Below are 21,742 nucleotides of genomic sequence, written 5' to 3' on the forward strand. Positions count from 1 at the left end.
AAATCTACTGCGCGACCCGATCGCGGCGTTGGGCGGTGCTCGGAATCCTCACGTACATTGAGTACGTTCCGGTTCCTGCGCTCCGTCCGCCTTGCGCTAGGGTCGCTCGCTACGATTTCTTCGCAAGTTCTGAGTGGCGATGTTCAGCTTAGCCGCTTGCGTACCATCTCGATGTAGTTGCGCAGCGCGTAGAGCTCGTCGGTATACGACAGTGGCACCTTCACCCTGGCCGCGCGCCCTTCGAGCTGGTTCAGCGCCTGAAGCAGTTCCTCGCGGCTGCCGTTGCCGGACTGCATGCGTTCCTCGATCTGGCGCAGCTGCCCGTACCAGCGGAACACGCGGGAGCGGATGCGGAATTCGTACAGCGGCGGCACGATGCGGCTCAGCGGCAGCAGGATCGCGATGATGATGCCCAGCGCCAGCCACATGCGTTCCAGCAGATTGGCCAGCGTGAAGGACAGGTAACGCTGCAGCAGTGGTACGCCGTTCTTGAGCGCGCGCTCGGCTTCCTGGGCCAGTGGGAACTCGGTCTGCCCGGCGTTCGGAAATTCGCGGGCCCGGTTGAACCAGCCGGCCGGTCCGTGCAGCTTGAGTGCGGCCTGCGAGAACAGCTGCAGCAGCGCCGGGTGCACGTCGGGCCTGGCCAGCAGGGTGGTGGTGGTGGCGATCAGGTGCACATCCTGGGCCGGAATGTCCCGCGCCAGGTCCACCACGCCGCGTGGCAGCGTGACCGGTGTGAGAAAGGGAAAGCGGCGCGCATAGGCCTCACTCTGGCTGAAGTCCATCAGCCGCACGTCCGGGGTCTGCAGCAGCATCTGCACCATCAGGGATTCGGGCGCCGAGGCCAGCACCAGCGCGTCGATCTCGCCGGCCAGCAGCGCCATCACCGCCGGGGTCTGGTCCAGGCGCGAGAGCCGCATGCTGGCGGGGGCTATGCGGTTGGCCTCGAACAGCCGGTCCATCAGGCGTGGTACGCCACTGCCCTCGGCACCGACGTTCAGGCGCAGGCCCTTGAGCTCGCCCAGCGCGGTCAGCTTGCCCTGGCGGTTCACCTTGCGCGCGGCGTCGGCGCGGTAGAACAGCCAGACCGGTTCGACGAACAGGCTGCCCAGCGATTCGAGTTCATCGTCTTCCGTCGGCGTGGCCGTGCCCCCCTGCACGAAGCCGATGTCCACCTCGCCCGCGCGCAGCAGGGCCAGGTTGTCCGCCGCGCCCTGGCTGGGCCGCAGCGTCACCTGGATGCCGTAGCCCGCCAGCGACTGGGCATAACGCTTGCCCAGCTCGTCATAGGCACTTTGGGCCGGCCCGGTGGCCAGCGTGATGCGCCGCGGCGGCATCGGGTCCAGCCACCAGTAGGCCAGCGTCAGCAGCAGCAGGGCCAGCAGCACAAAGGGCGCGGCCGAGGCCCAGAGGTCGCGCAGCGAGAGCAGGGTGTGGCGCAGGACAGCCGGCATGCGTATGTATGCTTCAGCTCGCTGCAAGTTCGGCCGCGCTGGGCCAGTGCTGCTCGCTAACCGTCAGGCCCTGCGCTGCGTGCACCGCATTGACCACGGCGCGTGCCGTCGCTTCGGCGGCCAGCGTGGCCAGCAGCAACATGTCGGCCTCCTTGCCGCTGGTGCCGGTGCCCAGGGCGAACAAGGTGTCGCCGTCGAGCATGGTGTGCACGGGGTTGATGCTGCGGGCCAGCCCGTCGTGGGCCACCTGGGCCAGGCGCTGGGCCTGGGTCTTGCTCAGTACGGCATCGGTGGCGATCACGCCGATGGTGGTGTTGTTGCCGGCCAGCAGGTGCTGCGGCATGTGCCCGTCCAGCAGTGCGTCACGGGTGTTCTGCAGGGCGTGGCCATCGACCGTGCGGGCGCCGGCGATCACCTGTCCGGTGGCCGGGTCCAGCACGTCGCCCACGGCATTGCAGACCACCAGCGCGCCCACGGTGAAACCGCTGGCACGGACCGAGGCCGTGCCCACGCCGCCTTTCATGGCGCGCGCCATGCCCAGCAGCTTGCCCACCAGCGCCCCGCTGCCTGCGCCCACATTGCCCTGGGCCGGCGTGCTGCGGCTGGCGGCCACGCAAGCGCGGTGGCCGGATGAGGCGTCGGGGCGGATGCGTCCGTCGCCCACGCCCAGGTCGAACACCACGGCCGCCGGCACGATGGGCACCAGGCCGTGGCCGGTGTCCAGGCCGATGTCGTTCTCTTCCAGCCAGCGCATCACGCCGCCGGCTGCGTCCAGGCCCCAGGCGCTGCCGCCGGCCAGCAGCACGGCGTGGACATGGGGCACCAGGTTGCCGGGGTGCAGCAGATCGGTTTCGCGTGTGCCGGGAGCCGCACCACGCACGTCGACGCCACCGATGGCACCATCGCGTGCGATCACGACGCTGCAGCCGGTGGGACGACGTGGATCGGAGTCATGACCGACTTCGATGCCGGCCACGTCGGTGATGGCGCCCGGGTAGGGCAGGTGTAGTGAAGTCATGCGCCAATTATGCGCAGCACAGACACGTGGGTCTAATCGACGACCTGGATGCGCACCGGCGCCACGCCGGCGTTGATGCTGGCGATGGTCTTGAAGGCCGAACTGGAGAGATCAATGATGCGGCCCTTCACGAAAGGCCCACGGTCGTTCACGCGCACCTGCACGCTCTTGCCGTTCTGCGTGTTGGTGACCTTGAGCCGCGTGCCGAAGGGCAGGGTGCGGTGCGCCGCCGTCAGCTTGGCCTGGTCAAAGCGCTCGCCGTTGGCCGTCTTGCGGCCGTGGAACTCATTGCCGTAATAGGAAGCCTGGCCCGTTTCGCTGTGGCCGCTGGCTGCGGATGCGCCACCCCCGCTGCCGGACTTGGGCGTGCTGCTGCAGCCGGCCAGAGCCAGCAGGACGACGGCGCAGAGCCAGCCGGCCAGCAGGCGCAGCGGCGGTGAGGGGGGGACGGTGGCAAGGGTCTGGGACATGGGGTGCTCCGTGGTCGCGATTCACTATACCGAGCCATGCACCTGGGTGGCCCTGCGCAGGCCCCCGGCGCGACGGATTGCCGCATGGACGCGACAGACGGCGTTGCTCTGTGGCGCGGGCCCGATACCGGCTCAGGCGAACCGTGGCCAGAGATGGGGGCCGAAGACCAGCAGCCCGATGACCAGGGCCCCGATGGCGGCGATCAGCACGGCGGCCGCGGCCACGTCCTTGGCCTGCAGGATCAGGGGGTGGAATTCCTGCGTGACGGCATCGGCCAGGAACTCCAGCGCGGTGTTGAGGGCCTCGGCCATCCAGACCAGCGTCATGGCCAGCACCAGCCAGCACCATTCGGCCAGGCTCAGCCCGAAGTACAGGCCGGCGCCGGTCACCAGCACCGTGGCAGCGGCATGGAGCCACGCGTTGTGCTGGGTCAGCAGCAGGGTGCGCAGGCCGGCCAGCGCATAACGAAAGCTGTGCAGGCGCGCGGTGAAGCTGAAGGGCTGGTGCATGGGGTGGGATCGTTCTATACTGTATTTATGTACAGTTATGTTTCAGGGCATGTTCTGACGCTACGGTCCGTCACTCTAACGAGCCGGTGGACGGGCCCGCTCGGGACTTACCCGCGCGGGCGCGGGCCGCAGGGCAGGCCGGACCATGGGTGACTTCAAGATCCCCCTGCAGACCCTCAAGGGGCGGGGTGCGGCCACGCGCAACGCGCATCGCTTCGAGACGGATGCCCGCGCAGCGTTTGACGATGGCTGGTCGACCTGGGACGAGGCCTTGTCGGGGGAGGCGCCGAAACTGCAGACGGAAGTCCGCTGGGAGGATGCGCGCAGCGCGCTGGTCAGCAACGACTCGCCCGACATCGCCTTCGACCAGTCCATCAACCCCTACCGCGGTTGCGAGCATGGCTGCAGCTACTGTTACGCCCGGCCCACGCACAGTTACCTGGGCCTGTCGCCGGGGCTGGATTTCGAGCGCGTGATCATCGCCAAGCGCGGTCTGGCCGAACTGTTGCGGCAGGAACTTTCGGCCAGGGCCTACCAGCCCAGCATGATCGTCATCGGTTCGGTCACCGATGCCTACCAGCCGGTGGAGCGCGAGTTGAAGATCACGCGCTCGCTCATCGAGGTGCTGCGCGACACGCGCCACCCCTTCTCGCTGGTCACCAAGTCCAGCGGCGTGGAGCGTGATCTGGACCTGATCGCGCCCATGGCGCAAGAGCATCTGGCGGCGGTGTACGTGACCATCACCACGCTGGACGGCGAACTCGCACGCCAGCTGGAGCCGCGCGCCGCCTCGCCGCAGCGCCGCCTGCGCACCATTCGCGCCCTGGCCGAGGCCGGCGTGCCGGTGGGTGTGAGCGTGGCGCCGCAGATCCCCTTCATCAACGAAGACATGGAGCAGGTGCTGGAGGCGGCTGCAGCGGCGGGCGCCCAAAGCGCCTTCTACACCGTGCTGCGCCTGCCCTGGGAACTCAACGAGGTGTTCCAGCAGTGGCTCAGCCTTCACTACCCGCAGCGCGCGGCGCGCGTGATGGCGCGCATCCAGGAGATGCGCGGCGGCAAGGACTACGACAGCAACTACGCCACGCGCATGAAAGGCAGCGGCCTGTGGGCCGACCTGATACGCCAGCGTTTCCACAAGGCCTGCGCCCGCCACGGCCTGAACCGCGGGCGCGTGGAACTCGACCTCTCCTTGTTCCGCCCGGGGCTGGCGCGCGGGCAGGGCAGCCTGTTCTAGGCGCCTGCCTTACGCCTTACTTCTGCACCGGCTCGATGGTCAGCACCGTGTAGGCGCCCTTGATCTGGTCGGCGGTGAAGCGCACGGTGTCGCCGGCCTTGACCTTGTCCAGCAAGGCGGGGTCCTGGACCTGGAACACCATGGTCATCGGTCCCATGTCGAGGTTGGGGATCTCGCCGTGCCTGAGGGTGATCTTCTTCGCCGACTTGTCCACCGTGCGCACGACGGCTTCGACCTGGGGCCGTGCGGCCGCAGCCGCCTGGGCGACCTGGACCGGGGCGGCATGGCTGTCATGGCTGGCGCCATGGTTGTGGGCCAGGGCGGAGCCAGCCAGCGTCAGCAGGGTGGCGAGCAGGGCAGTGGTTTTTTTCATGGTGTGCTCAAGGTTGGGTTGACATGAATTATCGATAAGTCTGGAAAACACGGGCCGTGCCGCCGCGCTGCACCAGCAGCACGTCGTAAGCATCCTTCAGGCCGCCATACTCGGGGCCGTCCATGCCAGGCGAACCCACGGGCATGCCGGGCACGGCCAGGCCCACGGCGATGGGCTTGTCTTTCAGCAGACGCTGGATCTCGCGCGCCGGCACATGGCCTTCGATCACATAACCGTTCACCAGGGCGGTGTGGCAGGAGCCGAACTTCTCGGCCAGGCCCAGGCGCTGGCGGATCTCGTTCTTGCGGTCGTTGCTGACGTCATGCGTCTTCACTTCGAAGCCGCTGGCCTGCAGGTGCTTGATCCAGTCCTTGCAGCAGCCGCAGCTGGCGGTTTTCCAGACCTCGACCATGGGGCGCGGGGGCTGGGCGGCCAGCCCCAGGCCGGCCAGCGCTCCGGCCGCGAGGGCGACCGAGGTGTGCAAAAGCTTGCGTCGATTCATGACATGCTCCTTTCAGCGTGGTCGGACGGTGATGCTGCCCTTCATGCCGGCCTGGAAGTGGCCGGCGATCAGGCAGGCGAAATCGAACTGGCCGGCGCGGTTGAAGGTCCAGATGATCTCGCCGCGCTGGGCGGGCGGCACGTGCGCCATATACGGCTCATCGTGTTCCATGGCCGGATGCTTGAGCATCTGCTCGGCGTGGGCGGCGAGCTCCTTGGGTGTACCGAGCACCAGCTCGTGCATGATTTTTCCGTCATTACGCAGGCGCAGGCGCACGGTCTCGCCCTGCTTCACCTCGATGCGGTCGGGTGTGAAACGCATGTCGTCGGTCATGCGCAGCGTGATGGTGCGCTTGACGTCCTTCGCGTCGCCCGCGATGCCCCAGTCCTTCTGCTCCTTGATCACGGCTTGCGGGGTCGCGTGGGGCTTCTCGCCATGGGCCCAGGCCGGGCTGACGGCCAGCAGGGCCGCGCTGATGATGAATGCTGCTTGTTTCATGGTGTCCTCAGTGATGTGCATCGTGTGAATTCGGTTTGACGGCCTTGAGCTCGACCGCTGGCTGGCCGCTGTCCGGTGCGTCAGCGCGGGGTGCCGCGGGCGATTCGCCGGTCCACTCGTAGGCCTGTGTGCCGGCGGGCTGCTGGAACCAGCCCGGATCGCTGTAGTCGCCGGCTTTCTGGGTGCGGCGTACCTTCAGCATCGAGAACATACCGCCCATCTCCACCGGTCCATAGGGGCCGGTGCCCGTCATCATGGGCAGGGTGTTCTCGGGCAGGGGCATTTCCATCTCGCCCATGTCGGCCATGCCGCGTTCGCCCATGACCATGTAATCGGGCACCAGCTTCTGCATCTTCTGCACCAGGCCGCGATGGTCCACGCCGATCATGGTGGGCACGGCGTGGCCCATGGGGTTCATGGTGTGGTGGCTCTTGTGGCAGTGGAAGGCCCAGTCGCCTTCCTCGTCGGCGACGAACTCCACCTGCCGCATCTGGCCCACGGCCACATCGGTGGTCACCTCCGGTGCGCGCGCCGCCAGCGGCCAGGGGCCGCCATCGCTGCCCGTCACCACGAACTCGTGGCCGTGCAGGTGGATGGGGTGGTTGGTCATGGTCAGGTTGCCCACGCGGATGCGCACCTTGTCGCCCAGGCGCACGTTGAGCGTGTCGATGCCAGGGAAGGCGCGGCTGTTCCAGGTCCAGAGGTTGAAGTCCAGCATGGTGTTGATCTTCGGCGTGGCGCTGCCGGGTTCGATGTCAAAGGCATTGAGCAGGAAGCAGAAGTCGCGTTGCACCTCGCTGATGAGCGGATGCTTCGCCTTCGGGTGCGTGACCCAGAAGCCCATCATGCCCATGGCCATCTGCGTCATCTCGTCGGCATGCGGGTGGTACATGAAGGTGCCGGGCCGCCGTGCCACGAACTCGTAGACAAAGGTCTTGCCCACCGGGATCTGCGGCTGGTTCAGCCCGCCCACGCCGTCCATGCCATTGGGCAGGCGCTGGCCATGCCAGTGGATGGTGGTGTGCTCGGGCAGCCGGTTGGTGACGAAGATGCGCACGCGGTCGCCCTCCACCACCTCGATGGTCGGCCCCGGGCTCTGGCCGTTGTAGCCCCACAGGTGTGCCTTCATGCCCGGCGCGATCTCGCGCACCACGGGCTCGGCCACCAGGTGGAATTCCTTGACGCCCTGGTTCATGCGCCAGGGCAGGGTCCAGCCGTTGAGCGTGACCACCGGGTTGTAGGGGCGGCCAGTCTGCGGGACCAGCGGCGGCGCGGTGTCGGCTTTGTCCATCAGCACCGGTTCGGGCAGCGCGGCCATGGCTACCTTGCTGACCGAGGCCGCGGCCACGGCGGTGAGGGCGGCGCCGCTGAAAAAATTGCGTCGGTTCATTTTCAATGTCCTCCTGCGGCCGGGGCCGCAGCGCTGGTGCTTCCACGCAGCTGGGTGAGCGCCCCAGGCGAGGTGGCGGTCAGGGTGAGTTGCAGGTCGGCGTCGGCCAGCCAGAAGTCGCGCTGGGCTTCCAGCGCCTGGTTCACGCTCAGGCTTTGCTGGCGGATCTCGCCCAGCAGGTCCCAGACGCTGGAGAGCATGCCGTTGTAGCGCAGCAGCATTTCATCACCGATGAAACGCCGCAGTGGCACCACTTCCTCGCGGTAATGACGTGCCAGGTCGTATGCCGTACGCCAGCCGAAGTAGGCTTCGCGGGCCTCGCTGCGCGCCAGCACGGCCACGTTGCGCACGCGCACAGCCGACTGCAGGTAGAGCGCCTCGGCCCGGGCGTTGCGTGCGCTGCCCCCGTCGAAGATCGGCAGCGGCAGCTCCAGCTCCCAGCCATGCTTCTGTTCGCGCTCGCCGGCGCCGTCCACGGTGCTGCTGTGCTTGTAGGCCAGCGTCATGCCGTCCAGGTACCCCGTGGCCTTCACCAGGCCCAGGGAGTCGGCGACCCAGCCGGTCTCGGTGACGGCCAGGCGCACGTCCAGGCGCTCGCGCAACGCACGGGCTTCCACGTCGTTCTGCGCGGGGGGCCTGGCGGGCATGTCGGGCAGGCGGGGGCTGAGGGTGAACTGAGCCTGCACCCCCCACAGCCCCAGCAGGCGTGTGAGCTTCTCGCGCTCGCCGTGGGCGCGCTGCTGCGCGCGCGCCACCTGGGCCGCAGCGTCGGCCACCAACACCTGCTCGCGCGCCTGTTGCAGTTTGCTGAAGTTGCCCACGCGGGTCATGCGCCGGGCCAGCTCGGCGCCGGCTTCGGCAGCGTCCTGGACGTCGCGCAGATAACGCAGGCTCTGCTCGGCCGCCACGGCGTTGATCCAGGCCTTGCGTACCTCGGTGGCCAGGCGGGCGATGTCCTGGGCCGCCTGCAGCTTGGCCAGTTCGTGCTGGCGGCTCTGCCACTCGCTCTTCCAGGGCAGGAAGAGCAGGCCCACCAGATCGAAGCGCAGGGCGCGTTCGATCTCGCGCTTGTCGCCTTCGGCCAGCTCGGCGATGGAGAAATGCGGGTTGGGCAGCCGGCCGGCCTGTACGCGCAGCGCGTCGCTGAGGTCCAGCGTGACCAGCGCCTGCTGCACGGCCGGGCTGCCCAGCAGCGCGATGCGCACGGCGTTTTCGGCGCTGAGCGGCTGCCTGAGCAGTTCGGCGACCACGGCTTCGTGGTCCTTGCCGGGGCGTTGCAGCTCCACCGCCACACCGGCCGTGCGGCCCTCGGTGAGTTGCTGCACATCGGCCAGGTTCTTTTCGGGCGCCAGCGTGGCGCAGCCGGACAGCAGCAAGGCGGCCAGGGCCAGGCTGCTGTGGTGCAAGGGGCGGCGTTTCATCGCGGTGCCTCCGGTGGCGGCTTGGCTGCGGCAGGGGCCGGTGGCTGTGCCTTTTCCCACTTGACGATGTCCCTGTGACCGCGCGGGTACTGGCCGACCGCCGCATTGGCGGCCTTCCAGTCCTGCACCTCCTGGACCAGCGCGCTGGCACCCACGGGCGCCATGGGCTGGTAGCGCAGGGGGGATGCGCTGGCCTGCGGCCTGGCAGCCGCAGCCGCCTGCTGCGGCACGGTCTGCGCCGCACCCAGCAAGGGAGCGGACAGCGCCAGCAGCGCAAAAAAATGTTTCATGAAAGTCTCCTGCACAGCCTGAAAAACAGGTCACGCGCACACAGCCACCGGCTTGCAGCCTGCTGCGGACGCACCTAGGGTGTCAGGGTCAGGAAATAGGCGGCTTGAAACCGGGCGCGCGTTCGGCGCTGGCGTGCAGGACCGCATGTGTGTGCGGTGCGACCGTGGGCAGTGCGGCTGCCGTGACCAAGGGGAGAAGACTGGTCAATGCCACCGAGTGGCAGATCTGGCAGACCGTGCAACTGGCGCAGTCGCCACCGGCATGGCTGCTGTCGTCTACGCCAGTCGGGGCGGCGTGGGCGTCACCCGCATGTTCGTGACAAGGCTGCGCTTCATGCTGGCCTTGGTGCATGGATTCAGCGGCATGCACGCTGCTCAGCGCTCCCGAAACCTTCTCCATCGCCATGACATCACCCACCCAGCCACGCAGGGGCAGCAGGGCGATCATGAGGGCGAGCAGCAGCATGCGCATGGTCCGGATGATACGGCCTGGGGCTGGAAAGTTCCTGCCAGCGGCCCGCCAAGACCACAAATTGAACCTTGATTTGCATCAAGTATTCATGTTCAAGCCAGCCTGGGTGTGGATTAGTTCATTGACGCCCCGGTGAATGGGCCTTACGCTGTCTTCATTGAGTCGACGCGGTTTCACCGTGCATGTGAGTGCGATCAGGGAGTGGTCTGCCAGCTGGAGTTTCCATTTCCCATGAACCATACAGAATCAAGCTCGTTTGCGAATTCGTCAGGCAGTTCGGCGCAAGCCCTGCTGGGCGACAAGATCATGTTGGCCGCCATCGGCCTGAGCGCCCTGGCCGCCGTGGTGCTGGGCGCGAGCTTCGTCGAATCAGGCATGGCCTGGATTTCCTCAGTCGTCCTGGTGGCGGCCGCCCTGGGCGTGTACGCCACAGCCAAGGGCACGCTGACCTCGAGTCTGGCGCTGGCGGTCATCCAGTCGCTCTTCGTCGCGCTGCACATCGACCTGGCACGCGGCATGACCGAGCTGCACTTCGGTGTGTTCGTCACGCTGGCGCTGCTGCTGGTCTATCTGGACTGGCGCCCCATCGTGGTGTCGGCGCTGACCTTTGCCGTGCACCACGTCCTCTTCGACCGCCTGCAGGCGGCCGGTTTCGGCCTGTACTGCCTGACCGAACCCAATTTCGGGCTGGTGGTGATCCACGCCGTGTACGTGGTGATCCAGACGGCGCTGGAAGTGGTGCTGGCCGTCATGATGGGTCGCACGGCGCGCGAAGGTATCGAGCTGGGCCAGCTGGTGTCGGCGGTGGATCGTCCGGATGGCATTGCGCTGGACATCGTGGATCAGGTGCCAGTGACGACGCCGGCCGCCCAGACGCTCAAGTCCACGCTCCAGCGCATGCAAACCGCGGTATCAGCGGTGCGTTCCTCGGCCAGCAGCATGGACGTGGCCTGCGCCGAGATCGCTTCCGGCAACCACGACCTCTCGGCTCGTACGGAGAGCCAGGCCAGCGCGCTGCAGCAGACGGCGGCTTCCATGGAGCAACTGGGCGCCACCGTCAAACAGAACGCTGACAACGCCAAACAGGCCAATCAGCTGGCGCAGAGCGCGAGCACGGTGGCCGTGAAGGGCGGCGAAGTGGTGACCCAGGTGGTGGACACCATGAAAGGCATCAATGATTCGAGCAGGAAGATTGCCGACATCATCAGCGTGATCGACGGCATCGCCTTCCAGACCAACATCCTGGCGCTCAACGCGGCCGTGGAAGCCGCGCGCGCGGGTGAGCAGGGCCGCGGTTTTGCCGTGGTGGCCTCAGAGGTGCGCTCGCTGGCCGGCCGCAGTGCCGAGGCCGCCAAGGAGATCAAGACCCTGATCAACGACAGCGTGGGCCGCGTCGCGCAGGGCACGGCGCTGGTGGACCAGGCCGGCGCCACCATGACCGAAGTGGTGGCCAGCATCCGCCGCGTGACCGACATCATGGGCGAGATCAGCGCTGCCAGCTCCGAGCAGACCACCGGCGTGGCGCAAGTGGGCGAGGCCGTGACGCAGATCGACCAGGCCACGCAGCAGAACGCCGCGCTGGTCGAGGAGATGGCGGCCGCGGCCAGCAGCCTGAAAAGCCAGGCCCAGGACCTGGTGCAGGCGGTCAGCGTCTTCAAGATGTCGCAGGGCCAGTCCTCCGGTGGCGCCCCGGCCCCGGCCCCGGCGCCGCGCTACAGCCCGCCTGCACCCCGTGCGGCTGCTGTGGCCCCGCGCCGTGTGGCCGCGACACCTGCACCGGCCGCACGGCCTGCGCTGGCCCCGGCCAGCAAGGCGGGTGGTGGTGACGACTGGGAGAGTTTCTAGGCCACTGCCCTGAGCAGGCGCTCGATGTCCTGGGCAGGAACCGGCCGCGAGTACAGGTAACCCTGGGCGGCATCGCAGCCAAAGGTCTGCAGGCGGCGGCGAATGTCGTCGGTTTCCACACCTTCGGCGATGGTCTTGAGGTTCAGGCTGCGTGCCATCTGGATGATGGCGCGCACGATGGCCTCGTCGTCCGGATCGGTGGCCAGGTCGCGCACGAAACTCTGGTCGATCTTGAGCTTGTCGATGTCCAGGCGCTTGAGGTAGGACAGGCTGGAGTAGCCGGTACCGAAATCGTCGATGGCCAGCTTCACGCCCATCTGCTTGAGCTGGCGCACGCTGGTGAGCACGCTCTCCACGTTCTGGAGCAGGATGGATTCGGTCAGCTCCAGCTCCAGCAGCTGCGGCGCCAGGCCGGATTCGGCCAGCGCGCGTGACACGGACTGTTCCACATTGCCGCGCTTGAACTGGATGGCCGAGAGATTGACCGCCATGGTCAGCGCTGGCAGGCCTGCCCGTTGCCATGCCATGGCCTGCGCGCAGGCCTGGCGCAGCACCCAGTCGCCCATGGGAACGATCAGGCCGCTTTCCTCGGCCACGCCGATGAAGCGCCCCGGCGCCACCAGGCCAAGCTCGGGGTGCATCCAGCGGATCAAGGCTTCCACCCCGGTCAGCGCGCCGCTGGTCAGCTCGTACTGGGGCTGGTAATGCAGCACGAACTCCTGACGTTCCAGGGCGTGGCGCAGACCGTTGCGCATGAGCAGGTGCTCGCCGGCCTCGGCATCCATGGTGGGGTCGAAGAAATGGTAGGTGTTGCGGCCGGACTCCTTGGAGCGGTACATCGCGAGATCGGCCTTCTTGCGCAGGGTCTCGAAGTCGCGTCCGTCGTCCGGCGCGATGGCCACGCCCAGGGAAGCGGATGAGGCCAGATCCTGCGTGTCGATCCGCAGGGGTTCCTGCAGCCGCTCCATGATCTTCATGACGATGGCCTGGACGACCTCGCTGTCGGGCAGGTCGCGCAGGACCAGCAGGAATTCGTCACCGCCCTGGCGGCTGATGGTGTCACTGTCGCGCACGCAGCTGCGCAGGCGGCGTGCCACTTCCTTGAGGAATTCGTCGCCCGCCGCGTGGCCCAGGGTGTCGTTGATGGACTTGAAGTTGTCCAGGTCCAGGTAGACCAGTGCTACCTTGGTGTTGCTGCGTTCGGCCTGGGCCATGGCCTGCTCGAAGCGGTCCTGCACCAGGAGGCGGTTGGGCAGACCGGTCAGGGTGTCGTGGTAGGCCAGGTACTCGATGCGCTGCTCTGCACTTTTGCGGTCGGTGATGTCCGAGCCGATACCGCGGTAGCCGGTGAAGATGCCCTGTTCGTCGAACATGGGGACACCACTGATGGAGAAGGTCCGCAGTTCACCCTCCATGGTGCGGACCTGGTAGACGAAGTTGCGGAAGGGCTCGTGGCGGTCGAGCATGGCGCGATGCTCTGCCCATTGCTCATCACTGACGCCGACGATGGGCATTTCCCAGCGCGTCCAGCCCAGGTAGGTGTCCACTCCGGTCTTGTCCAGTCCCCGTGACATGAGGGTGAAACGGTAGCGGGTGTCCTGCTCCCAATACCAGTCGGTCGACATCTCGGCCAGGCTGCGAAAGCGCGTTTCGCTGTCCTGCAGGTGCTGGCGCTGCTCGTCCTGCGCTTGCACCATCCTGTTGAAGGTCTGGACCAGGGCGCCGATTTCGCCGCTGGCGGGCAGCCGGAGCTGACGGGCCTCGCCTTGCTTGTGCTGCAGTTCACGCACATGCTGCGTCAGCGCCCCCAGGGGTGCCAGCGCCTTGCGCATGACCAGCCAGATCAGCAGCACGACCACCGCCGTGCCCGCAGCAATGGCCAGCAACAGGAAGCTGCGAGCCTGCTGCAGCGGTTCGGTGGCCTCGCTGACGGGCAGGTTCATGCTGAGGATCCAGGGCACGGTGCTCAGGTGCTTGAAGCTGGTGATGACCTCGACATCGCGCGAATTGGTGACGGTGTCGCTGCCTTCGAAGCCCTCGATCGCACGGTCCACCAGCGGGTTGAGTCCTGGCAGGACGATGGGCTGGAGGATGCGCGTGGGATTGCGGTTGGAGATGAAGATCCGGTCCTTGGTGAACAGCGAAACGTAGCCGGTCTGGCCGAGCTTGAAGTCATTGAGGTCGGAGAGGAAGTTGCGACCCAGCAGTTCGATGCTGCCATGCAGGCGGCCGACCATGGCGCCCTGGGCATTGAACAGCGGGATGGCCATGGTGATGACCGGCCGTCCCATGGCCCGGACCGAGGTGAAGGGCTTGGAGATATAGGGCTGGCGGGTTTCGGTCACTACCTTGAAGACCTCCAGGCCGGAAACATCCCGTCCGCGCCGACCGGGAATGTAGGGCGATTCGGCCACGACGCGCCCCTGCGCATCGATGAGCAGGATGCCATTGGTGAAGAACGCCTTCAGGCTGGTTTTCTGGTCCAGGAACTCCTGCGCCAGCTGCGGCTTGTGCAGTGCCTGCAGGGGCACTTGTGTGGCCACCTGGGCCAGCACGGCCTGGCTCTGGCGCAGCTTGTCGTCGATGGTGTCGGCCAGGGTGCTGGCCAGGACGAACTGCTCGTGGTACAGGTTCTGGCGAAAGCTCTGGTCGAAATGGCGCAGGACCAGCCAGGTCAACAGGCTGGCAAAGCCGATGAAGAGCAGGGCGACGGCAAGCACCACCCGGGTCTTGAGGCTGGACTGTCGAAACCAGGTCAGACGCATGGCCTATATATACCGCGATTCCGGCGTCCAGCACTCAGGGTCTGACGCCGGGGGCCTCCAGGGGCAGGCCGCGGGCGCGAACTCCGAGGAAAAGTTCCAGTTCCACCAGTTCTCTTGCGCCCAGCGGCCAGGCTTGGGCGCGCACCCCGCTCAGGCAGTTGCGCAGGCGGCGCTGCAGCGAGCCCAGGCCCTGCCATTCGAGCCGGTACTGCGGGTAGCTGGTGGGATGGCCCTGCGGGATGGTGGTGCCGCCCAGGCGCTGGCCCCAGCGCTGGTCATGGCATTGTGCGCAGGAGAGGTCCAGCTGCCCCAGGCGTTGCGCATACAGCTGGCGGCCGCGTTCGAGGTGCGACTGCAGGCGCACATCCGCGGGCGGGGTGATGGGCAGGCCGCGCGACTGCAGCGCCACCAGGCTTTCCAGGGCCAGCAGTTCCTCGCTCTCCAGTTTCCAGGGGGCGGCCCGCTGCTGCGACTGCCGGCAGCGGTTGATGCGCTGCGCCAGGTTGACGGGGCCCTGCGTGGGCGTGTCGAAGGCTGGGTAACGCGTCGCTACACCGCGCAGGCTGCTCACGTCGCCATGGCAGCTGGCGCAGGATTTGCCGCTGGCCCCCGCGGCTTGCTGCCACAGCTGCGCGCCCTGCTGGACCCACAGCATGGCCGGGTTGCGTGCATCGTCGCGTTGCATGGCCTGCACGGCGGGCCCCATGAACTCGAAGTCGGAACGACGCTGGGCCTCGGGGATCTGCGCGTGCAGTGACGGCGCCAGCAGCACCAGCAGGAAACGGCAACGCCACCTCATGCGACGCTGATCGCCACGCTCTCGCTGTGACGGAAACCCTGATCGCCTTCCCAGGTGAAGCGTAGCGTGCCGCTGGCCGTGGCCACGGTGTGAAAGGCGACCAGCGGGTTGGCGGCAATGGCAGCCGACAGCTCTGCGCTGAAGACCAGTTCCTCGTTGTAGTGACAGCTGAAGCGCTGGATGATGTTGCGCGCCAGCCGCTGGCCGTCGGCGCCGGGCCGAAAGCCCGACTCCATCGGGTGGCCGATGATGGTGCTGATCTCGATCACCTCGCCGCGGCGCGCGGTCTTGGGAACCTTGATGAGGGTGCGCACCGTCATTCGATCTCCTCCAGGCAAGCCGCCAGCGTGACGATCACCTCGATCGTGTGCTGCCAGTAGCTGCCGTCGCTCAAACGCGCCACCGCACTGAGTTTTTGCGTGGTGGCCAGGCGCATGCGCGTGGCGACGCTGGCGCGGCCGGCGCGCGGACCCAGCGTGAAACGCACCACATCGGGCTGCGGGTTGCGCTGGTTGAAGACGGCGATGGCCACCACATGGTCGGCTGCCGTCATGGGGCTGTCCACCTGCACGGCCAGCGGCACGGTGTTGCCGTTGTCCACCAGCGGGGCGATGTCGAGTTTCACCCGCCCGGTCTGCACCGCAGCGCCGCCGGTCCAGGCACGAATGGCCTCGTCCAGCTGGTCGGCGGCGTGGGCCGGGCGCAGCAGCAGCCAGCCGCCCAGGCCGGCGCCGGAATGCAGCAACTGGCGACGTGTGGTGGCAGGGTTCATTTCAATCCTTCAGCGTGGTGAGATAGGCCACCACGTCCTCGACCTGCTGGGCATTCAGGATGGGCCGGCCTTCCCAGGCGCGGCCCACGCGCGTGAGCCCTTCGGTCCGGTAGTAGGCCGGCATGATGCTGTCCGGGTTGAGGCGGCGCGGGTCGACCAGGCGCAGGCGCAGCTGCGCTGCGGTCCAGCGTTGGCCGGCGCCGGCCAGATCGGGCGCCAGATTGCCCTGGAAGCGTTCCTCGGGAATCGGACCTGCATGGCACAGCAGGCACAGGCCGGCCTGGCGGCTGGCGACGATGGTGCGCCCGCGCGCTGCATCGCCTGCCAGGCCTTCCAAAGCGGCTGGAATGCCGTCACCCACCACGGTCACGGCACCCGCCCCCAGGGGCAGGGCCAGGGCCGTGGCGGCCGCAAGCCGGCGCAGCATCATGCCCGCCGCAGGTCCTGGCTCTTGATCGGCAGCTCGCGGATGCGTTTGCCGGTCGCGGCAAAGATGGCGTTGAGCACGGCCGGTGCGGCCACCGCGATGGTGGGCTCGCCCACGCCGCCCCAGAAGCCGCCCGAGGGCAGCACGATGGTTTCCACCGGCGGCATCTCGGCCAGGCGCATCACGGGGTAGCTGTCGAAGTTCTTCTGCTCGACGGCACCGTCCTTGACGGTGATCTCGCCATACAGGGCGGCCGACAGGCCGTAGACGAAAGAGCCCTCCACCTGCGCCTCGATCTGCTGCGGGTTGACGGCGTGGCCCGGGTCGGTGGCCGCCACGATGCGGTGCACCTTGAGCTTGCCCTCGGCGCTGACCGAAACCTCGGCGCAGGCCGCCACGTAGCTGCCAAAGCCCATGGTCTGCGCCAGGCCGCGGAACACACCGGCCGGGGCCGGCTGGTCCCAGCCCACGCGCTGGGCCACGGCGTTGAGCACGGCCAGGTGCTTGGGGTGCTTGTCCATGAGCTTGCGGCGCAGGGCCAGCGGGTCCTGGCTGGTGGCATGCGCAATCTCGTCGAGGAAACACTCGAGGTAGATCGTGTTCTGGTTCAGGTTCACGCCGCGCCAGAAGCCGGCCGGCACATGCGGGTTGCGCATGGCGTGGTCGATCAGCAGGTTGGGGAAGCTGTAGCCGATGGAGGCCTCGGGGCCGGAGGGGTTGAGGCCCTGGTAGACCACCATGTCCTTGCCGTCGCGCATGGCTTGCGGCGCCACCGTGGCCAGGATGGACTGGCCCGAGATGCGCATGTGCAGTCCGCTGATGTTGCCCTGTGCATCCAGGCCGGCCGTCAGCCTGGCGCTGGTGATCGGGTGGTAGAAGCAGTGCTGCATGTCCTCCTCGCGCGACCAGATCAGCTTGATCGGCGTGCCCGGCATGGCCTTGGCCAGCTGCACCGCCTGCGTGACGAAGTCGCTGCGCCCGCGCCGCCCGAAGCCGCCGCCGAGGTAGAGCTTGTAGACCTCGCATTGCGCCGGCGGCAGGCCCGATGCCTCGGCCGCGGCGGCCAGGGCCGCCTCGCCGTTCTGCGTGGGCACCCAGACGTCGCAGTGCTCGGGCGTCCAGCGCGCCGTGGCGTTCATGGGCTCCATGGTCGCGTGGTTCTGGTAGGGATAGCTGTAGACGGCCTCGATCTTGCGCGGGGCACCCGCGATGGCTGCGGCGGCGTCCCCGTTGCTGTTGCCCACCGAGGTCGCAGCGACGGAGGGGTCGAGACCGGCCTTGAGCGTGGCGGCGATGTCGGCCTGCGAGATGGCCGCGTTGGGGCCGTAGTCCCATTCGATCGTCAGTGCGTCCAGCGCGGTCTTGGCGCGCCACCAGGTGTCGGCCACCACGGCCACGGCGCTGGGGCCGACCTGCACCACCTTCTTCACGCCGGCGCGCCGCATGATGGGCGCGGCGTTGAAGCTCTTCACCTTGCCACCGAAGACCGGGCAGTCCCGGATGGCGGCGTTGAGCATGCCCGGCAGGCGCAGGTCGATGCCGTAGTCCTGCGCCCCCGTGGTCTTCTTGAAGGTATCGAGCCGCGCCATGCGCTGGCCGGCGATCTTCCAGTCCTTCGGGTCCTTGAGCGGCACGCTGGCCGGATCGGGCGGCGTGAGCTGCCCGGCGGCGGCGGCCACGCGGCCGTAGATGGTCTTGCGGCCCGTGGGCGTGTGCGTGATCACGCCGGCGGCGGCGCTGCATTCGGCGGCTGGCACGCCCCAGGCGTTGGCCGCGGCCTGCACCAGCATCACGCGCGCGATGGCGCCGCCCTTGCGCACGTAGTCATGCGACTCGCGGATGCCGCGGCTGCCGCCGGTGGCGAAGTTGCCCCAGATGCGTTTGCGCGCCAGGTTCTGGCCCGGCGTGGGGTACTCGGTGGTCACGCGCGCCCAGCTGCATTCCAGTTCCTCGGCCACCAGCTGGGCCAGGCCGGTCAGCGTGCCCTGGCCCATCTCGGAACGTGCGATGCGGATGACCACGGTGTCGTCGGGCTTGACTACTACCCAGGCGTTGATCTCGGGCGCGTCGGCACGCACCGCACTGGTCTGGGCCTGCGCCAGCGGTACATGGAAGCTCACCATCAGGCCGCCGGCGGCGCCGGCCGTGCCGGCCAGGAAACCACGGCGCGAGAGTTCGGGGTTCGGCAAAGAGGTGCTCATGTTGCGCTCCCTTCGGGGTGCTGGATGGCCAGCTCGGCCTTGCGGGTGCCGCCCCCGCGTGCTGCGGTGTGGATGGCGGCGCGCACGCGGTTGTAGGTGCCGCAGCGGCAGATGTTGGTGACGGCCGCGTCGATGTCGGCATCGCTGGGCTTCGGGTTGGTCTTGAGCAGGGCGGAGACCGCCATGATCATGCCGCTCTGGCAGAAGCCGCACTGCGGCACGTCCAGTGCCTGCCAGGCGCGCTGCACCGGGTGCGTGCCGTTGCGCGACAGGCCCTCGATGGTCACCACGGTCTGGCTGGCCTTGACGGCGCGCAGCGGCATCGCGCAGCTGCGTACCGCGTTGCCGTCGATGTGCACGGTGCAGGCGCCACACTGCGCGATGCCGCAACCGTATTTGGTGCCCGTGAGGTTGAGCTGCTCGCGCAGCACCCACAGCAGGGGGGTATCGGGTGCCGCGTCGAATTCGCGGTCCTTGCCGTTGACGTTGAGTTTCGCCATCGTATGTCTCCTCGAAGGTGTGGCGTGCTGGGCCGGATGATGCCGGCCCATGCTGTTTTATATGCCATTTCGCGCCGCCGTGCAGCGCGGCGAGGGAGACAGGACGGGATTCAGACGGCCTTGATGGCCAGCGTGCGGCGGCGGGACTTGCTGGCTACGGGTTTACCCGGGATCAGATCGGCCAGGGTGTGACCATCCAGATGCGCCATGAAATCCTGGAGTGCGCCGCGGATCACCGCAGCGAGCCGACACCCGCGTGTGATGGTGCAGTCGTTGCCGGGACCGAAGCACTCGACCAGCTGGAAGTCGCTTTCCATGCTGCGCACCACCTTGCCCAGGTTGATGGCCTCGGGCGGTGCGCCCAGACGCATGCCGCCGCCCTTGCCGCGCACGGTCTCGATCCAGCCGGCCAGGGCCAGCTGGTGCGTGATCTTCATCAGATGCGCTTCGGAGATGCCGTGTACCGTGGCGATCTCGGCGATGGTGCACAGGCGGTCAGGCTGCTGCGCCAGGTACATCAGCAGGCGCAGCGCGTAATCGGTCATGCTGGTCAGGCGCATGGAACTCAGTCTTTCCGGTTGTCGGCACGTTCGTCGAACGGGTTCATTCTATGGCCTGTGCCGTTCACCGACATCGGGCGGATGCAGGCTTCGGCAGCGACGCGGCTCACGTCCGCTGGCCCAGCGTGACGGTGGCCACTTGCGGCTTGTGGTCCGGCCGCGGGCGAATCATCCAGGGAAAGAAGCGCCAGAGATAGAGCGCGAGTGCGGCGATCCAGCACAGAGCCGCGCCCTGCAGGAGCAGCAGGACGGGGCCCGACGGGAACAGGCCGGCCAGGCGCAGCGCCACAGCGATGACCATCAGCCAGTAGCTGGCCACCATGCTGCGGTCCACCACCAGCGGTCGGCCCAGGTGGCCCAGCGCCGTGCGCGTGACCATGCCGATGATCATCAGCGTGAAGCCGCCCATGGCGATCATGTGTACATGCACGGCATTGCGCAGCGGCGCACCGGCGGCCTGGGCCGCAGCCACGAGCAGGCCGGCGCCCAGTCCCGCATAGCCGGCGTACAGGATCCACAGCAGCGGCCGGCTGCGCACCGCCAGCGGTTTCCAGCCCAGCAGCTGCCACAGCGGAATGCTGCCGCACACCAGCAAGGCCAGCGCCAGCGGCCACTGCCACTGCAGCAGCACGAAGAGTACGGCCAGCGCACCTGCAGCGAGCTGCACCAGGCCGCTGCGCTCGTGCATGGGGATGGTCAGCCCCGGCACCGCACGCATGGCGAAAAAGGGGATGACGCGCCGCCCCACCAGCAGGGCGATGACGGCCATGCACAGCAGGCCGGCGTTGAAGCGCTGCATCAGCAGGGTGTGATCGCCGCCCAGCGCGGCCAGCAGGTAGAGCACGTCGGTGGTGCCCAGGGCCAGCAGCAGCAGCGGCACGGCGTAGTTGCGCCGGTTGCGCGTGCCGTAGACCGCGCGTGCCATGGCCGCTGCCGACAGCAGGAAGAACGCCGCCTCGGCGCCGAAACCCAGCCAGAAGAGTGCAGGGCTGGGCAACAGCAGGCCGATGCGTGCCAGCAGCCACAAGGCGCAGGCGGCCAGCAGCACGCCGGGCGGCGTGGGGTTCACACCGGTCCAGTTGGCACCGGCCGTCATCAGGAAACCCACCGCGATGGTGGCGACGAAGCCCCACATCATCTCGTGCGCGTGCCAGGCCACCCCGCCCAGCGGCCCCTGCAGCCACTGGGGCGCAAAGATCCACAGCGCCACCGCCACCAGGGCCCAGCCGGTCCCGGCCAGGTAGAGCGGGCGAAAGCCCATTTCCAGGAAGGCCCGCAGCGTGGGCCGGGGCCGGGCCGATGCGGCCGGTTCGTCGATCTGCAGCAGCGTGCTCATGGGGTCAGCTCCTGCAGCCCCGTGCTGGTCTCGGTGGCCGGGTTGGCCAGCTGGTAGCCGTACCACAGGCTGCCGGCGATGCGGTGCGCCAGATGGCTCACCCGCTCCCGCAGGGCCGTGTTGGGCAGGGTGGCGGCCGTTTCATCGAAGAGCTGCAGCCAGTGGCTGAACAGCACGGCCGTCAGCCCGGGCAGGGCCGCGTGCAAGGGCATGGGCGTGCCGTGAAAGCGCCGAGTGCCGCGCAGCGCCGACGACCAGAAGTCGCACAGCTTGGCTTCGTGGGCGGGCCAGTCATGGATGCGGGCGTTGAAGATGGGGCCCAGCTGCTCGTCGCGGCGCACACGCGCATAGAAGCGCTGCACCAGCGTGGCGATCTCTTCTTCGCTGCACAGTTGCGGGTCGGGCATGGCGGTCTCATTAAGATATAAAACTTATATATCTTAACGAAAAAATCCTTCCCCGTCGAACCCTGTCGGGCGCACGGCGTGGTTCATCGCTTGTAGCGGACCATGGTCCGGTTCAGGCCGGTGCGCGCGCATTCGTACTGTCCGGCTTCGCAGGGCGCACGGTAGTTCAGGCGGCCGGCGTGCAGCAGCCAGTGGGTGCCGAGCGTGCAGGCCAGCCCCAGCAGGGCCACGGCCAGCGCCTCCCCGGGGCGGCGCGTGAACAGGGCATAGGGCGCGCACAGGGCCAGGCTGAGGACGGCGGCGGCGATGAGCAGGGAACCCATGTCCGGGTTGCTGAAGTGTTTCCACTCGGCGAACAGCAGGTAGGCAGCATCCGCCGCCGCGACCGGCACGATCAGGATGGCCAGGACGGTCTGCCAGATGGCGCCCGGCGCAGCTGTCCGGCTCTGGGTGTCACCCTTTTTCTTGTCTTTGCTCAAGCTTGTCCTCGGCAGGGGT

The 21,742-nt window shown here is 67.8% G+C and carries 24 protein-coding genes; 2 read left to right on the top strand and 22 right to left on the bottom strand.

The features are described 5' to 3' along the window. Window positions 1-143: 143 nt before the first annotated feature. The 4 genes from AO057_RS07500 to AO057_RS07515 form a co-directional block, all read right to left on the bottom strand. Window positions 144-1,454, bottom strand: coding sequence for a TAXI family TRAP transporter solute-binding subunit (locus AO057_RS07500; RefSeq protein ID WP_057675040.1), 1,311 nt, complete (start codon window positions 1,452-1,454; stop codon window positions 144-146). A 13-nt stretch (window positions 1,455-1,467) separates the two neighbouring features. Continuing rightward, on the bottom strand, window positions 1,468-2,472 hold the full coding sequence (locus AO057_RS07505) for a P1 family peptidase (protein ID WP_057675041.1): 1,005 nt from the start codon (window positions 2,470-2,472) through the stop codon (window positions 1,468-1,470). 32 nt (window positions 2,473-2,504) lie between these two features. Further along, the gene (locus tag AO057_RS07510) at window positions 2,505-2,942 is read right to left on the bottom strand and encodes a septal ring lytic transglycosylase RlpA family protein (RefSeq protein ID WP_082605451.1); all 438 of its coding nucleotides are present in this window, start codon (window positions 2,940-2,942) and stop codon (window positions 2,505-2,507) included. Window positions 2,943-3,074: 132 nt separating this feature from the next. After that, window positions 3,075-3,452 (bottom strand): diacylglycerol kinase family protein, encoded by a 378-nt coding sequence (locus AO057_RS07515; protein ID WP_057675042.1) that lies wholly within the window; start codon window positions 3,450-3,452, stop codon window positions 3,075-3,077. Window positions 3,453-3,597: 145 nt separating this feature from the next. Here AO057_RS07515 and AO057_RS07520 point away from each other — a divergent pair, with 145 nt between their 5' ends. Continuing rightward, window positions 3,598-4,686 (top strand): PA0069 family radical SAM protein, encoded by a 1,089-nt coding sequence (locus AO057_RS07520; protein WP_057675043.1) that lies wholly within the window; start codon window positions 3,598-3,600, stop codon window positions 4,684-4,686. Window positions 4,687-4,702: 16 nt separating this feature from the next. Here AO057_RS07520 and AO057_RS07525 read toward each other — a convergent pair whose 3' ends face one another. From AO057_RS07525 to AO057_RS07555, 7 genes are all read right to left on the bottom strand, one after another. After that, window positions 4,703-5,059, bottom strand: a complete 357-nt coding sequence (locus AO057_RS07525) for a copper-binding protein (protein ID WP_082605452.1) — start codon at window positions 5,057-5,059, stop codon at window positions 4,703-4,705. 28 nt (window positions 5,060-5,087) lie between these two features. Beyond that, window positions 5,088-5,561 carry a DUF411 domain-containing protein gene (locus AO057_RS07530; RefSeq protein ID WP_057675044.1) on the bottom strand — a complete coding sequence of 158 codons (474 nt, stop codon included), beginning with the start codon at window positions 5,559-5,561 and terminating at the stop codon, window positions 5,088-5,090. A gap of 12 nt (window positions 5,562-5,573) precedes the next feature. Beyond that, the gene (locus tag AO057_RS07535; RefSeq protein ID WP_057675045.1) at window positions 5,574-6,059 is read right to left on the bottom strand and encodes a cupredoxin domain-containing protein; all 486 of its coding nucleotides are present in this window, start codon (window positions 6,057-6,059) and stop codon (window positions 5,574-5,576) included. Window positions 6,060-6,066: 7 nt separating this feature from the next. Beyond that, entirely contained in the window at window positions 6,067-7,449 is a 1,383-nt protein-coding gene (locus AO057_RS07540; protein WP_057675046.1) for a multicopper oxidase family protein, read from the bottom strand. A 2-nt stretch (window positions 7,450-7,451) separates the two neighbouring features. Further along, on the bottom strand, window positions 7,452-8,870 hold the full coding sequence (locus AO057_RS07545; protein WP_057675047.1) for a TolC family protein: 1,419 nt from the start codon (window positions 8,868-8,870) through the stop codon (window positions 7,452-7,454). Further along, window positions 8,867-9,160, bottom strand: a complete 294-nt coding sequence (locus tag AO057_RS07550; protein WP_057675048.1) for a hypothetical protein — start codon at window positions 9,158-9,160, stop codon at window positions 8,867-8,869. Before AO057_RS07550 ends, AO057_RS07545 begins: the two co-directional genes overlap by 4 nt. Window positions 9,161-9,248: 88 nt before the next feature. Further along, the gene (locus AO057_RS07555) at window positions 9,249-9,626 is read right to left on the bottom strand and encodes a hypothetical protein (RefSeq protein WP_156404496.1); all 378 of its coding nucleotides are present in this window, start codon (window positions 9,624-9,626) and stop codon (window positions 9,249-9,251) included. Window positions 9,627-9,863: 237 nt separating this feature from the next. On the opposite strand from AO057_RS07555, the gene AO057_RS18455 reads away from it, so the two are divergent. Further along, window positions 9,864-11,477 carry a methyl-accepting chemotaxis protein gene (locus tag AO057_RS18455; protein ID WP_057675050.1) on the top strand — a complete coding sequence of 538 codons (1,614 nt, stop codon included), beginning with the start codon at window positions 9,864-9,866 and terminating at the stop codon, window positions 11,475-11,477. Here AO057_RS18455 and AO057_RS07565 read toward each other — a convergent pair. The 11 genes from AO057_RS07565 to AO057_RS07615 form a co-directional block, all read right to left on the bottom strand. Further along, a complete protein-coding gene (locus AO057_RS07565; RefSeq protein WP_057675051.1) occupies window positions 11,474-14,242 on the bottom strand; it encodes a bifunctional diguanylate cyclase/phosphodiesterase in 2,769 nt (922 codons plus the stop codon). The two genes, AO057_RS18455 and AO057_RS07565, sit on opposite strands and share 4 nt — an antisense overlap. A gap of 34 nt (window positions 14,243-14,276) precedes the next feature. After that, window positions 14,277-15,041 (bottom strand): sulfur oxidation c-type cytochrome SoxA, encoded by a 765-nt coding sequence (gene soxA, locus AO057_RS07570; RefSeq protein WP_057675052.1) that lies wholly within the window; start codon window positions 15,039-15,041, stop codon window positions 14,277-14,279. Further along, window positions 15,038-15,361, bottom strand: a complete 324-nt coding sequence (locus tag AO057_RS07575) for a thiosulfate oxidation carrier complex protein SoxZ (RefSeq protein ID WP_057675053.1) — start codon at window positions 15,359-15,361, stop codon at window positions 15,038-15,040. The genes soxA and AO057_RS07575 overlap by 4 nt, the downstream gene beginning before the upstream one ends. After that, window positions 15,358-15,813: a SoxY-related AACIE arm protein gene (locus AO057_RS07580; RefSeq protein WP_057675054.1), complete on the bottom strand. Its 456-nt coding sequence runs from the start codon at window positions 15,811-15,813 to the stop codon at window positions 15,358-15,360. The genes AO057_RS07575 and AO057_RS07580 overlap by 4 nt, the downstream gene beginning before the upstream one ends. Before the next feature lies 1 nt (window position 15,814). Further along, entirely contained in the window at window positions 15,815-16,243 is a 429-nt protein-coding gene (soxX, locus tag AO057_RS07585; RefSeq protein ID WP_156404497.1) for a sulfur oxidation c-type cytochrome SoxX, read from the bottom strand. Next, complete coding sequence (locus tag AO057_RS07590) at window positions 16,240-18,441, bottom strand: xanthine dehydrogenase family protein molybdopterin-binding subunit (RefSeq protein WP_057675055.1); 2,202 nt, start codon at window positions 18,439-18,441, stop codon at window positions 16,240-16,242. The genes soxX and AO057_RS07590 overlap by 4 nt, the downstream gene beginning before the upstream one ends. Beyond that, window positions 18,438-18,941 (bottom strand): (2Fe-2S)-binding protein, encoded by a 504-nt coding sequence (locus AO057_RS07595; RefSeq protein ID WP_057675056.1) that lies wholly within the window; start codon window positions 18,939-18,941, stop codon window positions 18,438-18,440. Before AO057_RS07595 ends, AO057_RS07590 begins: the two co-directional genes overlap by 4 nt. 110 nt (window positions 18,942-19,051) lie before the next feature. After that, on the bottom strand, window positions 19,052-19,501 hold the full coding sequence (locus AO057_RS07600) for an RrF2 family transcriptional regulator (protein ID WP_057675057.1): 450 nt from the start codon (window positions 19,499-19,501) through the stop codon (window positions 19,052-19,054). 106 nt (window positions 19,502-19,607) lie between these two features. Beyond that, window positions 19,608-20,837 (bottom strand): NnrS family protein, encoded by a 1,230-nt coding sequence (locus tag AO057_RS07605; RefSeq protein ID WP_057675058.1) that lies wholly within the window; start codon window positions 20,835-20,837, stop codon window positions 19,608-19,610. Then, window positions 20,834-21,244: a group III truncated hemoglobin gene (locus AO057_RS07610; protein ID WP_057675059.1), complete on the bottom strand. Its 411-nt coding sequence runs from the start codon at window positions 21,242-21,244 to the stop codon at window positions 20,834-20,836. The genes AO057_RS07605 and AO057_RS07610 overlap by 4 nt, the downstream gene beginning before the upstream one ends. Before the next feature lie 83 nt (window positions 21,245-21,327). Then, a complete protein-coding gene (locus AO057_RS07615) occupies window positions 21,328-21,723 on the bottom strand; it encodes a hypothetical protein (protein ID WP_057675060.1) in 396 nt (131 codons plus the stop codon). Between the last annotated feature and the right edge of the window lie 19 nt (window positions 21,724-21,742).

This window comes from Curvibacter sp. PAE-UM (assembly GCF_001432305.1).
Lineage (GTDB): Bacteria > Pseudomonadota > Gammaproteobacteria > Burkholderiales > Burkholderiaceae_C > Hylemonella.